This is a genomic window from Sorangium sp. So ce363 (assembly GCF_051520435.1).
GTDB lineage: Bacteria > Myxococcota_A > Polyangia > Polyangiales > Polyangiaceae > Sorangium > Sorangium cellulosum_B.
In genome coordinates this window covers 7,582,716-7,595,510 of sequence record NZ_CP150333.1, presented here as the reverse complement: position 1 = coordinate 7,595,510, position 12,795 = coordinate 7,582,716, and the positions used below count along the sequence as shown (strand labels likewise).

Here is a 12,795-nt window from a genome sequence, read left to right as displayed (position 1 = left end):
GCCGACTGCGCGCCAGCACCGCATGCATGGATCCATGCCGCCCTCGCCCATCGCGCTCCTCATGATGGCGTTCGCCCTCCCTGCCTGCGACGGTTCCGCGGCGCCGGAGGTCGCGCCCGCTCCGCCGCCTCCTCCGCCTGCGGCGGCCCCCTCGCCGCCCACCTCGGCAACCCCTGCCGCTTCGGCCGCGCCCGCCGCTCCGCCGGCGGCCCCGCTGCCCATGCTGAAGGGGGTCGACGTCTACGGCACCGACCGGTTCGACGGCGCCTGGGTGAAGGCGCGCTTCGGCGACGTGCTTCAGCGCTTCTTCGGCACGGAGGACGAGGCGGACAGGAAGGCTCTCGCAAAGGAGATGGTCGAGGTGATCCTCGCCGAGCACAAGGCGATCGGTTGGATCGAGCTCTCACCCATCATCTATTTCGATAGGGGCGAGGTCCTGAAGGCCTATGTCACCGTCGACGTGGTGGAGCGCAGGGAGTTGAAAAAGCGCCTCACCTTCGGCCCGCAGCCCAAGGGCGATTTCGAGGACCCGGCGGGCCTGCTCGCGGCGTGGAAGGACTACCAGGACACGTACTTCCGCATGATGTATGAGAACAAGGAGATCCGTCCTGAGCGCGCCGCGTGCCCCGCGTTTCATTGCCTGGGCGGCTACGAGCACGACAAGCTGCGCCCATACGGCGAGAGATTCGTGAACGACGTTCCGCCGAACGAGGACAAGCTCATCCGCATCCTCGAGGCGGACAAGGACCCGGAAGACCGGGGCGCGGCGGCGTTTCTGCTCGCGCACATCAAGGATGGTGAGAAGCTCGTCTCGCTGATGCTGCCCATGCTGAACGATCCCGACGCCCTCGTGCGGAACAATGCCATGCGCGTGGTCGCGGACGTCGCCATGTTCCACCACGACGTGCCCGTCCCGCTGACGCCGTTCCTCAAGGCCCTGGACGGCCCGACGACGACGGACCGAAACAAGGCGGCCGCCGTGACGTGGGGCCTCATCGACCGGCCGGAGGGCACGAAGCTTCATGCACAGGTCATCAAGGAGGCGGGGCCGACGCTCCTCAAGCTGCTCAAGCTCGAGCAGCCGAACAACCACGACTTCGCGTACCTGATCCTGAAAAAGGTGAGCGGGAAAGATTTCCCGGAGCGCGATTACGCGGCCTGGGAGAAGTGGCTCGCCGCGGCGGCGTAGCGGGCTTTCGTCGCTGACGCGAGCGCGTGACCGCCATCCCACCGAGGGGAGTCAACGCCTGCTCGCGCCCGCCCAACGGCCTGCGGCCCTGCCGCCGCCCGTAGCGCGGCCGGTAGCAGCCGCGGATTGGGCCGCGTCAGTACTTGCGGGAAAAGGCACGCTCGACCCACGCCTCGATGTCCTCGTGGGAGCTCCCCGGGCCTGGCTCATCCGTGCCCGCGACGCGGCTGCGGATGTCGGCCATCGGCTTCGAGCAGTCGGTGACGCGCGAGATGCGTCCCGCCTCGAGCTCCACCTCGAGGACGTGGGCGTATTTCCACGCCGGGTGGAAGCCCATGTGAACATACAGATCGAGCAAGAAATCGCGCGCGAGAAGCAGGCCACCGCTGAAGGGGACGTGGAGCCCGACGCCTTCGTAGGCGGCCGTGAATCCCAGGGGCGTCTTCGGCTCCTGTGGCATCCTGTCCAACAGGGGAGGAGCTTCGCCTTCGAGCGCGACGTCCAGGCCGTCGAGGTACAGGGCGTTGTCGCGAAGCTCATAGCGACAAACGAAGCCACGCCAGCACGCAGTGCTCGCCGGGCGAACACGAAGTCCGTAGCTCGCCGGGTCGAACAGCTCGCCGCCGTTCACGCCCGCCAGGCTCCAGTCAGCGCCCGCATAGGCGACGTCGTCACCGATTTGCGCAGTCATACACCTGTTACCTCGAATCCTTCTGTCGTGGAGAGCCAGCGTACCTGACGCTTCCCCCGCCTTGTCAAGGAGACCAACGCGAGATCACCGCAGCGCTTCCGCTCTCGAGCCCCGCGCTTCTGTCGCGATCAGCGCAGCGCGTGGGAGCGGGTCATCCGGTTCGCGAACGTCGACAGCGTGTAGGTGCCGATACCGACGATCACCTCGAGGGCCTGCTCGGCGGTGAAGCCCGCGCCGAGGAAGGCGTCGAGATCGGCGTCCGGCACCTGGCCCCGCTCGCGCAGCGTCGCCTCGGTGAACGCCGCGAGCGCCTGGAGGCGCGCGTCGGGCGCCGGCCTTCGCTCGAACAGCGCCGCGGCGACCTCGGGGGAAGCCCCCGCGCGGAGGAGCAGCCCGCGGTGCATCGTGCGGCAGAGATCGCAGCCGTTCTCGCCGGCGACGACCATCACCACGACCTCGCGCTCCACCGGCGAGAGCGTCGCCCCCTCGAAGACCGCGAGGAGCTCATCGAAGGCGCGCACCAGGAGCGGCGAGGTCGCGAAGCGCGCCAAGGGCAGCGGCAGGAAACCGAACTTCCGCGAAGCCCGCTCCAGCGCGGGGCGGGCCGCCGGGGGCGCCGTGTCGAGCGTGTGCGCAGGAAAGTGAGGGGAAGCAGCGGTCTGGCTCATGCGGGTCTCTCCGGAATTGGTTGTCTATGCAATTAATTGATGAGGAAGAAGGCGGCGTGGAGGGCGGGGCTACCTTCAGCCCTCGGGCTCGAGGTTCGCGAGGATGCGCTGCAGCGTGCGCCGGGTCGTGAGGAGATCGTCCTCCGGGATGCCGGCGCGCAGCGTGTCCACGAGGGCCATGGCCTCGCCCGACAGGGCCTTGCGCAGCGCTCGCCCGCGCGCGGTGAGGTAGATGAGCCGGGCGCGCCGGTCCGTCGGGTCGAGCCGGCGCTCGACAAGCCCGTCGCGCTCCATGAGCGCGAGGATCCGGCTCATCGTGGGCACGTCCCGGAAGGTGCGCTCGGCCAGGTGCGTCTGCGTGACGCCCTCCTGCTCCCACAGGCGGACGAGGACCATCCATTGCTCGGGCGTGATCTCGACGCCGTGCGCGCGGAAGCGCCGGTACATCGCGGCGCGGGAGGCGAGGTAGACGCGCGCTACCCAGAAGCCGAGCGCGTTGTCGAGGACGATCCCCCCTTCGGCCGTGAACTGGTCGCGCATGATGGCCGATCCTACCGCACAGGATTTGGTTGTCAATGCAACCAATCGTGTGATGTGCCGCACGGCCTCGCCGGGGCGCAGGGCCGAGGGAGGTGGGCGCGCGTGGCGGCTGATCGAGCGATCCCGCGAGGGGAGACGTGGAGCACCTCGGCCGGCCCGCTGCGAGCCGACCAGCCTGTCGAGCGACGTGGCTCTCAGCGCGCCGCGAGCTGGGTCTCGAGCAGGTGCGCGAGCGCGCTCCGCCGCTCGTACATCGACGCGTGCGACGGAAAGGATCTCCCGGACTGGGCCAGAGGACGAAGCTCCGCGTAGAGGGCGTCCCTGGCTATCGGCTCGGCCTGGAACGCCGAGCTCGTGGCCGGCAACAGGTAGCGCGGCACCGCGGTCGGCCCGGCATCCCTGGAGATGAGCAGATCGCGCATCACGTCGTCGCGGGTGATGAACTCCGCCCACGCGGCGGCCGCGGCATTGCAGGCTGGATCGGCGGAGCATCCCTTTCGCCGAACGAAGGCGTCGGTGAACAGGAGGGGCGTGGCGCTGGTACCGAGCGGGATCGTCGACACACGCAGCCCCTCGACGGGCACGCCCTGCGCCTTCATGAGCGTGACAGTCCGATGCAGGCGCTCGCTGTATCCCCAGTACCCGATCGCGTTGCCCTTCACGAACTCCTCGACCGGACCCTCCAGTGTCTCGTCGTACGTGCCGTCGATGCAAGGGTTCCTGTCACCCTGCCGACAGAGCTCGGCAAGCTGCTTGAGCGCCGCTGTGCTGCCGGCGTGCAGGGGCGGCTTCACGGCGTTGCTCAGGGCCGGTTGATCCACGGCATCGAGCCCGTTGTCGACGCGTGCGTCCAGGTAGAGGGCGGGTAGATCCCAGCTGCTCGCGAAATTCCCGAGGAGGGGCTTCCCGCTCTCGCGCGCGGCCTTCACGAGGCCGGCGATGCTGGAAGCGGCGTCGAGCTTCTCGGATCTCGTGACCAGGAAGAACCCGCAGCTGAGATGGGGTACACCCCACCAGACGGACTTGCCACTCCGGTCGATCTCGGCGCTGGCTGACCTGGCTGCGGCAAGGTAGTCGCGCTCCGGCACGGAAGGCCACGGCTCGAGGACGCCGGCGTCGATCAGATCGCCCAGCACCACGGTGTCGATCTCGACGAGATCGTGGCGACCGGACGCGAGCCATCCGGCGAGGCGCGTCGGATTGTGGTAGCTGTCATCGGACTTGACGAGGCGCAGCTCGAGATCGATCGCCACATGCTGCGATTCGAACCCGTCCTCGATCATCGTTCGCAGGGACGCGAAGTCATCGCCGGCGGCGTCTGGGATCCACGGGATGAGGGCAACGCTGAGCTTCGTGCGGCCAGGCTTGCCGGCGGAATCGATCGACGAGGCCGCCGGAGGCGGCGTGGGGGGTGGGCAGGGCATGCTGGCGGCGGTGCCCCCCACGCCTCCGCAGCCGGCAGCGCAGAGCGCGAGCACGGCGGTCCTCAGGCAGGCGCTCGGTCGTCGGCTCATGGTCATGTCGTCCATGGATGGAGGCGCTGGCATGGCCTCGCGTGTGCGTGAAATGAAACGTTCAGGGGTTATCCTGGGTCGCACGAAGCTCCCGTACGAGTCGCTCGAGCGTGAACCTCGATTCATGCCACCACGTGTCGCTCCGGCTGAGCGGGGAGATCCGGTCCAGGAGCTCGTCCATCTCGGGCAACAGCGCGGACGCATCCCGTCCAAGGGCGGCGACCGCGCGCAGCCAGCCCTCGATCCGATGGGGAGCGAGCTGAGCGTCGAGCCGTGGACGTGACGCCGCAAGGACCGGCGCCAGCGGGTGGTCATCGCCGCTGCGCGCGAGCGCCTCCACCGCCAGCCAGCGCACGGTGAAGAGCTCGTCGGAGAGCGCACGACGGAGCGCCGGAGCCTGCTCGGGACACGGCGCAGCGCGCGCGAGCACGCGGGCTGCGGCGATCCGAGCGAGGGGCTCCTTGCTCGTGAGGGCATCGGCCACCGTACTCAGAACAGGCCGCGCAGCCACCCCGGCTCTCTCGAGGGCGACGAGGGCGGCTCGCTGGACGTTTGGATTGGATGCATGTACCCAGCGGGCCGCGCTCTTCACGCCACGCTCGGTCGGGGCGACCGGCGGCAGCCCCCTTAGACATGAAACCGGGCGGCACCACGCCCCGGCGAGCGCGAGCAGGAACCGCTCAGGCTTCGGCTCTTCCCCCGAGAGCCGCTCGATCGCCGCGTCGATTCGCGCCCGATCCTGGGCAAGCGCCGTCTTGAAGACGTCCCCCGGGTCAACGTGGTGAGGCATTCATCGTCCTCCAAAGAAGCCGTGCTCGCCCAATGTCGCAGTTGCGGTGAAGTCGACCTGTCCCACGAGGTGCACCCGCTCGCTACCGCCTGAAGAACGACGCCTGCTGGAAGCGCAGGCCGGCCAGGATCTGATCCACCCGTGCGTCGGACAGCGACCCGATCCGCTCGCCCAGGCGGGCCTTCTCGACCGAGGAGATCTGCGACACGACCACGACGCTCTGCCTGGGAAGGTTCCCCTCGCCCACGTCGAGCAGGATGTTCCCAGGCTCGTTCGCCCGGTGCAAGTTCGACGTCAGCGCGCACACGACCACGGTCGTGATGCGCGAGTGGTTGAAGACGTCGTCCTGGACCACCACATGGGGATGGGAGTAGCTCGGGACAGGCCCCCGCGAGTCGTCGGGCCCTATCCAGAACACGTCGCCGCGATCGATCCGCGCTGAGCGCGTGCCTGTCGGTTCTCCTGCGCCCTCGTCCATCTTCATGTGCCTCGCGCGTCGGCCCGAAGGATGGTCCGTGGCGCACCTCGGCGCAACCCGCTCCTGCTGCACGACCTTCCCAGCACACCACGGGGTCTGGCATGGGGGCACAGGCACATCGACCCCGCCGATCCATCGGTTGCGCCATCACCGGCGCCTCCCGGCTCACCCGCGAGCACCGCGCGCGGCCCATCTTGGCACAATCTGTTCCAGACTTGCTGGCAGCGCGCGTCTCCCCGGGACAAACATGCGATTTGCGGCGCAAAAGCGCTCTGGCACGCAGGCTGCAAAACCCTGGCATCATGAGAACATCAATTGTCTTGGCGACCGTGCTCATGTCGGCTCTCGCGGGGTGCAGCTCAAACGATGGAGGCGGCACCGGCGGCGGTGGCCCGGACCAGGGAGAGGGCGGCTCGGGCCCGGGAGGGGGCGGCTCGGCCGTCGAGTGCTTCGAGAAGAAGGCTGGCTGCGTGCTGCCGTCGGACGCGGCGCGGATCGAGAGCCCGGTCGTCTCGGAAGAGGATCAGGTGTTGCTGACGCGCAACAACGCGAGCTTCGCGCTCGACCTCGGCCGCGTGCTCGCCAGCGCGAACGGGAACGTCGTCTACTCGCCTTACAGCATCTCGACGGCGCTCGCCATGACGTACGCGGGCGCGCGGACCACGACGGAGAAGGCGATGGCCGAGGCGATGCGGTTCGAGCTCCCGCAGGAGCGGCTGCACCCGGCGTTCAACTACGTGGATCTCGAGCTCCACAAGCGCGCCGAGGGCTCAAGCAACGTCGAGGGAGGCGGCTTCCGGCTCCACACGGCCAACGCGATCTGGTCGCAGCTCGACCTCCCGATCGAGCAGCCGTTCTTGACGGTGCTCGGCGAGAACTACGGGGCGCGCGTGCGGCTCGCCGACTTCGCCTCCGCGCCGGACGAGGCCGAGAGCCTCATCAACGCGTGGGTGAAGGACCAGACGGAGGGCATGATTCCGGAGCTCCTCAAGAAGAACGTGAACCCGGAGACGCTCGTCGTGCTCACCAACGCCATCTACTTCGACGCCGCGTGGCACACGCCGTTCAAAGAGGACGCGACGAAGCCCGGCGCGTTCCAGCGCGGCGACGGCACGAGCGTGACCGCCCAGATGATGCACGGCACACAGGAGACGCGCTACGGCGCCGGCGACGGCTGGGAAGCGGTGGAGATCCCTTATGCGGGCACCCCTGTCTCGATGTTCCTCGTCCTGCCTGCCGAGGGGAACGCGGACGCGCTGGCGGAGTCGCTCGACGGCGCGGGGCTCGAGACGATCATCGCCTCGACGCAGACGCGGTCGGTCGACATCACGATGCCGAAGTTCTCGTTCGGCACCTCGGCCTCTCTCAAGAACGCGCTGACGGAGCTCGGCATGGGGGCCGCCTTCGGCCCCGGCGCCGACTTCTCGGGGCTGCTCCCGGTCGAACCGGACGAAGATCTCTTCATCCAGGACGTCATCCACAAGGCGGTCATCGACGTGGACGAGGCCGGGACCGAGGCCGCGGCGGCGACGGCGGTCCTCATCGGCTCCACGGGCTCAGGCCTCTTCCCCGAGCCCGCGGAGATCGTGCTGGACCGACCGTTCTTCTTCTTCATCAGCGATCTGCCGACGGGGGCGCTCCTCTTCGCGGGGCGTGTCAGCGATCCGACAGCGCACTGAGGAGACGTGAGGCAGGCGCGCTGCTGAGAGCGCCCTCGCGCTGCAGATTCTTATACGATTGGTTCGACGTGTCGGTAAGTGCAGGTCGGTTCATACGGCATTACGGGCATCACTCGAATACAGCGTCGAATCTGCCGATTCTACGATTCGACTCTCCGGGTCGATGGATGGTGGTCCGCGCCGCGATCATGGGTTATAGGGTCGCGCGCCGATGCACAACCGCTCCGACCAGTTCTCCAAGAACTTGCTGCGCGATGGGCTGAGCCTCGTATCGGCGGCGCAAACCGAGGTCGAGGTGCTGGCGGCTACCCAGAAGATCGACGTCTACTGTGTGCCGGATCCAGCTCGGGAGGCGGAGCGTGCCAGGATGGGACTGCTCGGCGAGCTCTCGACGGGGCCGAGCCTGTTCGAGCCGTTCCACGGCACGCCTAGCCTTCGCCTGGTCCGGCGGTGCTTGCGCAAGCAGCTGACATGGCACCACGAACTCGAACGTCGCGCCCGCGCTGCAGCCGGCTCCGTGGCGCCGGACGAGGACACCGAGGCGCTCTCGCAGCCGGCGGTGGACTTTCCTGCGCTGGTCGTCATCAGCCGGGGGCGTCCTGAGACGGTGCTCGACGCTTACGGGTTCAAGCCGGCGCAGGCAGGCGTCTACCAGGCCGTGCCGGGCTTGGTGATGCGCGTGGTGGTGCTCGCGGAACTGCCCCGGACGCGTGCCACGCTGCTGCTGCGGCTGCTCGGGTCAGGCCGCCGCTTTCGCGATGCGCTGGCGGATCTGGCGGCCCTGCCGGACGGTGCCTGGGAGAAGAGCGTCGCCACGCCGCTGCTGGTACACTTCCGGTTCGCAAGCCATGAGCCGACGACGGACGAGGAGGACGATGTGAGCGCAGAGATCCGGGCGTGGTTCGAGGAATACGAGCGGAAGCTTCGGGCCGAGGAGCGGAAAGAAGGCCGCAACGAGGGGCGTAGCGAGGAGGCGGCGCGTGCCGTGCTGACCGCGCTCAGGGTTCGTGGCATCGTCGTGTCGGACGTGGCACGTGAGCGCATCCTGGCCGAGAAGGATCCGGAGACTCTGGAACGATGGCATGAGCGGGCCATCGTCGCCGCGTCGCTCGCCGAGGTACTCGACGGCCTGAGCTGAGCAATCCCGGCGAACGATGGGCTGCCCAGCTCGCAGGCTTCGGCGATGGCGCCCCTCTCGAGCGCAGGTCTGCCGCCGCGGATCCTGCCCCGTGGCGAGCGGGCGCACTTACTCCCTCGTGAAGGCCGAGAGGCGGCGCAGCAGCCCCGAGAGCTGCGGATACATGTCGCGGTAGATCCCCAGCAGCGCCGCGTAGCGCCCCCGGCGCGCGGCGTCGGGATGGAACGTCGCCGTGGCGGTCCCGCGCATCGCCCTCGCGGCCGCCTCGATGCTCCCGGTCAGCCCGGCGCCGGCGGCCGCGCACATGGCGGCGCCCAGGCACGCCGCCTCGACCGTCTCGGACCGCTCGATGGCGACGCCCGTCGCATCGGCCATCACGGCGCACCAGAGGTCGCTCGCGGCCACGCCGCCGACCGCGGCGAACTCCGCGACCTCGATCCCCGCCGCGCCGCGCATCAGGTCCAGCACCAGGGCCTGCTCGAGCGCGACGCCCTCGATCAGGGCGCGGTAGACGTGGCCGCGCCCGTGCGCGTCTGTGAGGCCCAGGATCGCGCCGCGGGCGTCGGGATCCCAGTGGGGGTTCATGGCGCCCTCCCAGTAGGGCAAGAGCAGCAGGCCGCCGCTGCCGGGCGGCAGCGACGCCGCCTCGGCCTCGAGCGCGGCCATCGCGGCCCCGTCGCGCGGATCGACGCCCAGCTGGCGGCGCAGGTACCAGTCCGAGAGCAGCGCCCCGCTGCGCAGGCTGCTCTCCAGCACGTAGCCGCGGCCGGAGGCGCTGGTCATGGTCCGCCACGCCGGGTCCTGCCGCGGCTCGGGGGAAAAGACGCCGAAGACCACCGCCGTGCCGAGGTTCAGGTAGGCGCGCCGCGGGTCCAGGGCGTCGACGCCGAGCCCGGCCATCTGGCCGTCGCCGCCGCCGGCCAGCACCGGCGTGCCCTCGCGCAGGCCGGTGGTCGCCGCGGCGGCCGCCGACACCGCGCCGAGCGGCGCGCCGGGAGGGAGCGCCTCCGGCAACCGGTCGGGCGTGATGCCGGCGGCGGCGCAGAGCTCCTCGGACCAGCGACGCGCGCCGATGTCGAAGAGCGCGAGCGGGTCGGCGCTCGCCCAGCTGGTGCGGGCGCGCCCGGTCAGCGCCTGCACGAGGTACGCCTGCACGTCGCAGAAGAGGGCGGCGCGGCGGTGGGTGTCCGGCTCCTCGCTGGCCAGCCAGGCGATCTTGGGCAGCGCCGGGCCGAAGTCCGCGGCCTTGCCGGACAGCGCCCGCAGGCGGTCTCGCCCGATGCGGTCGATCACGGCGCCGAGGTGCCCGCGCGCGCGGCCGTCCAGCCAGAGCATGGCGGGGCGGAGCGGCTCGCCGTCGGGACCGAGGCAGGCGAAGGTCTCGCGCTGGTGCGCGATCGCGAGGCCAGCGATGCGGCCCGGGTCCACCGCGGCGGTGACGCCGGCGACCGCCTGGCACAGGGCAGCCCACCAGTCCCGGGGCTCCTGCTCGAATCGCTCAGGAGCCGGCCGGGCCAGCGAGAGCGGCGCCCGGCCGGCGGCGTGCAAGCGCCCCTGGACGTCGAAGGCCGCCGCCTTGGCCGCGGTGGTGCTCAGGTCGATGCCGAGGACGAGGTCGGCCGGCATGGCGCCGTCAGCGCCCCGGAACGCAGGATTGACAAGCGATCACGGGCGCAGACTACAGTAGGGACTCGCGCCGGCACAATCGTCCAGCGCGGCGCTGCCGGGGAGCCGGCGGAGTTCTGAAAGGGAGTCTGGAACGGTGCGCGCAACCTTCATTCACGGTATCCGCGATGTCCGGCTCGGCGAGGTCGAACCTCCGCGGCCTCGCGAGGGCATGGTGACGATCCAGGTCGCGGGCTGCGGGATCTGCGGCAGCGATCTGCACTATTACCTGGAGGGCGGGATCGGCGCGGCGCAGGTCCGGGACCCCTTCGTGCCAGGGCACGAGTTCGCCGGCTGGGTCGTCGACGACCACCCGGCGCTGGGCCTGTCGAGGGGCCAGCTGGTCGCCGTCGACCCCGCGCACGCCTGCGGCCGCTGCGAGTGGTGCCATCGCGGCCACGTGAACCTGTGCCCGCACGTGGAGTTCCTTGGCGCGCCGCCGCTCCACGGCGGCATGGCGGAGCGGCTGGCGGTGCGCCCCGAGCAGCTGGTGCCGGTCCCCCGCGGCTTCTCGGTGCGAAAGGCCGTGATGCTGGAGCCGCTGGGCGTCGCGATCCACGCGATGGACCTGGCGCGGCCCCACCTGCAGGAGACGGTGGCGGTGCTGGGGTGCGGGCCGATCGCCCTGTGCCTGGTCCAGCTCGCGCGCCTGGCCGGCGTCGAGCGCGTCTTCGCGATCGACCCTGTCGCCTACCGGGCCGAGGCCGCGCGCCGGCTGGGCGCGCACGACGCTGCGCCGACGTTCGCGGCCATCGCGGAGTGGACGGGCGGCCGCGGCGTCGATCTCGTGATCGAGGCGACGAACTCGCCCGAGGGCTTCCACCACGCGGCCGAGGCCGCGCGCATCGGCGGGAGAATCCTGCTGGCGGGCATCCCCGAGGGCGATCGCTATTCGCTGCCGGCGGCGCTGTGCCGCCGCAAGGGGCTGAAGATCAAGTTCTCCCGGCGCATGGGGCACGTGTACCCGCGGGCGATCCGCCTGGTCGCCGAGGGGGCGGTGGACGTCGAGTCCATCGTCACCCACCGGTTCGATCTGTCCGAAGCCGAGAAGGGCTTCCGCCTGCAGGCGGATTGCCAGGACGGGGCGCTGAAGTCGATCATCGTCCCGGACGAAGGCGACACGCCGTTCTGAACCGGGTCGTCGCGCGGGGTCTCCAGACGAGGCGGCGCGGCTGTCATTTTTCCCTCGCCCCATGTCACACGAGCTAGACCCGCTTCGTCATTGACGGCGAGCGCGGGGTCACAGGAGCAAGGCGCCGGTCGCTCGCGTGATCGACAAGGGAGAAAGACATGAAGATCGTGGTTATCGGTGGAACCGGGCTGATCGGGACGAAGCTCGTGCGCAGGCTCCGCCAGCAGGGCCATGAGGTCGTCGCGGCGTCGCCTTCCACGGGCGTCAACAGCCTCACGGGCGAGGGGCTCGCCGGAGCGCTCGCAGGGGCCGAGGTCGTGGTCGATGTGGCGAACTCGCCGTCGTTCGAGGACAAGGCGGTCCTCGACTTCTTCGAGACCTCGGGCCGCAACCTGCTCGCCGCCGAGGCCGCCGCGGGCGTCAAACATCATGTGGCGCTCTCGGTGGTCGGCACCGATCGAATGCTCGGCAGCGGCTATTTTCGCGCGAAGATGGCGCAGGAGGCGCTGATCGAGGCCTCCGGGATCCCCTACACCCTCCTGCGGGCCACGCAGTTCTTCGAGTTCATGGACGGCATCGCGCGCTCCAGCGCCGACGCTGAACGGGTCCGCCTCTCATCGGCACACCTGCAGCCGATCGCGTCCGAGGACGTCGCCGAGGCCCTGGCCGACGTCACGCTGGGGGCGCCCGTGAACGGCATCCTCGAGGTGGCCGGCCCCGAGAGGCGCCCGCTCGCCGAGTTCGTCGGCAAGTACCTGAGCGCGAAGAAGGACCGCCGCGAGGTGATCGCCGACGCGGAGGCGCCCTATTTTGGTCTCCGGATCGACGATCGGTCGCTCACCCCGGGCGACGGCGCGCGCGTCATGCCGACGCGCTTCGACGACTGGCTCGCCCTGTCGCTGGCTGGCGCGGCGTGAGGCATCCGATGCTACGCTCAGAGCGAGCTATCGATCGTATCCCTGCGAGGCGTGATCAGCGCCGTCCGAGCGGCTTCACGACGAGCGCCCCGGTCTTGACATAGCGCTCGTAGACGACACGCAGCTCCGCGTCGTTGAGCCCCTGCTCGTCGTCGATGATGTAGACCCCGCGCTGCGGGTCGCGGTAAACGTTCGCCTGGAACTCTTCCCAGCTCATGGTTTCGTCTCGGTCCGGCGTGGACTCGTCGGACTCGGACGAAGAGGAGGGCTCCGTGCCGCCGCAACCGGCGAGCGCGAGCGCCACCACGGGCACGCAGAGAAGGACAGACAGGGAGCTCGCGACGCGGCTCCTGGACAGACGTCTCGAAGACGATCCTCGATTCATTGAAACTCC

At 69.9% G+C, this 12,795-nt stretch carries 13 protein-coding genes; 5 read left to right on the top strand and 8 right to left on the bottom strand.

Going from position 1 to position 12,795, the window contains the following annotated elements; genetic code table 11:
- The first annotated feature begins 34 nt into the window (after nucleotides 1-34).
- Entirely contained in the window at nucleotides 35-1,189 is a 1,155-nt protein-coding gene (locus WMF12_RS28435; protein WP_437850413.1) for a HEAT repeat domain-containing protein, read from the top strand.
- A 136-nt stretch (nucleotides 1,190-1,325) separates the two neighbouring features.
- On the opposite strand, the gene WMF12_RS28430 is transcribed toward WMF12_RS28435, so the two are convergent.
- From WMF12_RS28430 to WMF12_RS28405, 6 genes are all read right to left on the bottom strand, one after another.
- Nucleotides 1,326-1,880 (bottom strand): hypothetical protein, encoded by a 555-nt coding sequence (locus tag WMF12_RS28430; RefSeq protein ID WP_437850411.1) that lies wholly within the window; start codon nucleotides 1,878-1,880, stop codon nucleotides 1,326-1,328.
- 128 nt (nucleotides 1,881-2,008) lie between these two features.
- Entirely contained in the window at nucleotides 2,009-2,548 is a 540-nt protein-coding gene (locus WMF12_RS28425) for a carboxymuconolactone decarboxylase family protein (RefSeq protein ID WP_437850409.1), read from the bottom strand.
- A 75-nt stretch (nucleotides 2,549-2,623) separates the two neighbouring features.
- Nucleotides 2,624-3,088 (bottom strand): MarR family winged helix-turn-helix transcriptional regulator, encoded by a 465-nt coding sequence (locus tag WMF12_RS28420; protein ID WP_437850407.1) that lies wholly within the window; start codon nucleotides 3,086-3,088, stop codon nucleotides 2,624-2,626.
- Between the two features lie 194 nt (nucleotides 3,089-3,282).
- A complete protein-coding gene (locus WMF12_RS28415; protein ID WP_437850405.1) occupies nucleotides 3,283-4,602 on the bottom strand; it encodes a hypothetical protein in 1,320 nt (439 codons plus the stop codon).
- Nucleotides 4,603-4,663: 61 nt separating this feature from the next.
- A complete protein-coding gene (locus WMF12_RS28410; protein ID WP_437850403.1) occupies nucleotides 4,664-5,392 on the bottom strand; it encodes a HEAT repeat domain-containing protein in 729 nt (242 codons plus the stop codon).
- An 82-nt stretch (nucleotides 5,393-5,474) separates the two neighbouring features.
- Complete coding sequence (locus WMF12_RS28405) at nucleotides 5,475-5,870, bottom strand: type II toxin-antitoxin system PemK/MazF family toxin (RefSeq protein ID WP_437301626.1); 396 nt, start codon at nucleotides 5,868-5,870, stop codon at nucleotides 5,475-5,477.
- 302 nt (nucleotides 5,871-6,172) lie between these two features.
- Here WMF12_RS28405 and WMF12_RS28400 point away from each other — a divergent pair, with 302 nt between their 5' ends.
- Nucleotides 6,173-7,549, top strand: coding sequence for a serpin family protein (locus WMF12_RS28400; protein WP_437850401.1), 1,377 nt, complete (start codon nucleotides 6,173-6,175; stop codon nucleotides 7,547-7,549).
- Between the two features lie 211 nt (nucleotides 7,550-7,760).
- Nucleotides 7,761-8,687 carry a hypothetical protein gene (locus WMF12_RS28395; protein WP_437850399.1) on the top strand — a complete coding sequence of 309 codons (927 nt, stop codon included), beginning with the start codon at nucleotides 7,761-7,763 and terminating at the stop codon, nucleotides 8,685-8,687.
- 108 nt (nucleotides 8,688-8,795) lie between these two features.
- Here WMF12_RS28395 and WMF12_RS28390 read toward each other — a convergent pair whose 3' ends face one another.
- Nucleotides 8,796-10,313: a xylulokinase gene (locus tag WMF12_RS28390; RefSeq protein ID WP_437850397.1), complete on the bottom strand. Its 1,518-nt coding sequence runs from the start codon at nucleotides 10,311-10,313 to the stop codon at nucleotides 8,796-8,798.
- A gap of 136 nt (nucleotides 10,314-10,449) precedes the next feature.
- Between WMF12_RS28390 and WMF12_RS28385 the strand changes: the two genes are divergently transcribed.
- Together WMF12_RS28385 and WMF12_RS28380 are read left to right on the top strand one after the other, a co-directional pair.
- Nucleotides 10,450-11,484 carry a zinc-dependent alcohol dehydrogenase gene (locus tag WMF12_RS28385; RefSeq protein WP_437739827.1) on the top strand — a complete coding sequence of 345 codons (1,035 nt, stop codon included), beginning with the start codon at nucleotides 10,450-10,452 and terminating at the stop codon, nucleotides 11,482-11,484.
- 158 nt (nucleotides 11,485-11,642) lie between these two features.
- Entirely contained in the window at nucleotides 11,643-12,401 is a 759-nt protein-coding gene (locus WMF12_RS28380; protein ID WP_437850396.1) for an SDR family oxidoreductase, read from the top strand.
- Nucleotides 12,402-12,456: 55 nt separating this feature from the next.
- Here the strand turns inward: WMF12_RS28380 and WMF12_RS28375 are convergent, their stop codons facing one another.
- Nucleotides 12,457-12,618, bottom strand: a complete 162-nt coding sequence (locus tag WMF12_RS28375; RefSeq protein ID WP_437739825.1) for a hypothetical protein — start codon at nucleotides 12,616-12,618, stop codon at nucleotides 12,457-12,459.
- Nucleotides 12,619-12,795: the final 177 nt, after the last annotated feature.

What these genes read in the sequence shown, in the direction of transcription:
- WMF12_RS28405 (WP_437301626.1), bottom strand. Translation starts at nt 5,870, where the DNA reads ATGGACGAGGGCGCAGGAGAACCGACAGGCACGCGCTCAGCGCGGATC.
- WMF12_RS28415 (WP_437850405.1), bottom strand. Translation starts at nt 4,602, where the DNA reads ATGAGCCGACGACCGAGCGCCTGCCTGAGGACCGCCGTGCTCGCGCTC.
- WMF12_RS28420 (WP_437850407.1), bottom strand. Translation starts at nt 3,088, where the DNA reads ATGCGCGACCAGTTCACGGCCGAAGGGGGGATCGTCCTCGACAACGCG.
- WMF12_RS28395 (WP_437850399.1), top strand. Translation starts at nt 7,761, where the DNA reads ATGCACAACCGCTCCGACCAGTTCTCCAAGAACTTGCTGCGCGATGGG.
- WMF12_RS28430 (WP_437850411.1), bottom strand. Translation starts at nt 1,880, where the DNA reads ATGACTGCGCAAATCGGTGACGACGTCGCCTATGCGGGCGCTGACTGG.
- WMF12_RS28380 (WP_437850396.1), top strand. Translation starts at nt 11,643, where the DNA reads ATGAAGATCGTGGTTATCGGTGGAACCGGGCTGATCGGGACGAAGCTC.
- WMF12_RS28435 (WP_437850413.1), top strand. Translation starts at nt 35, where the DNA reads ATGCCGCCCTCGCCCATCGCGCTCCTCATGATGGCGTTCGCCCTCCCT.
- WMF12_RS28425 (WP_437850409.1), bottom strand. Translation starts at nt 2,548, where the DNA reads ATGAGCCAGACCGCTGCTTCCCCTCACTTTCCTGCGCACACGCTCGAC.
- WMF12_RS28400 (WP_437850401.1), top strand. Translation starts at nt 6,173, where the DNA reads ATGAGAACATCAATTGTCTTGGCGACCGTGCTCATGTCGGCTCTCGCG.
- WMF12_RS28375 (WP_437739825.1), bottom strand. Translation starts at nt 12,618, where the DNA reads ATGAGCTGGGAAGAGTTCCAGGCGAACGTTTACCGCGACCCGCAGCGC.
- WMF12_RS28410 (WP_437850403.1), bottom strand. Translation starts at nt 5,392, where the DNA reads ATGCCTCACCACGTTGACCCGGGGGACGTCTTCAAGACGGCGCTTGCC.
- WMF12_RS28390 (WP_437850397.1), bottom strand. Translation starts at nt 10,313, where the DNA reads ATGCCGGCCGACCTCGTCCTCGGCATCGACCTGAGCACCACCGCGGCC.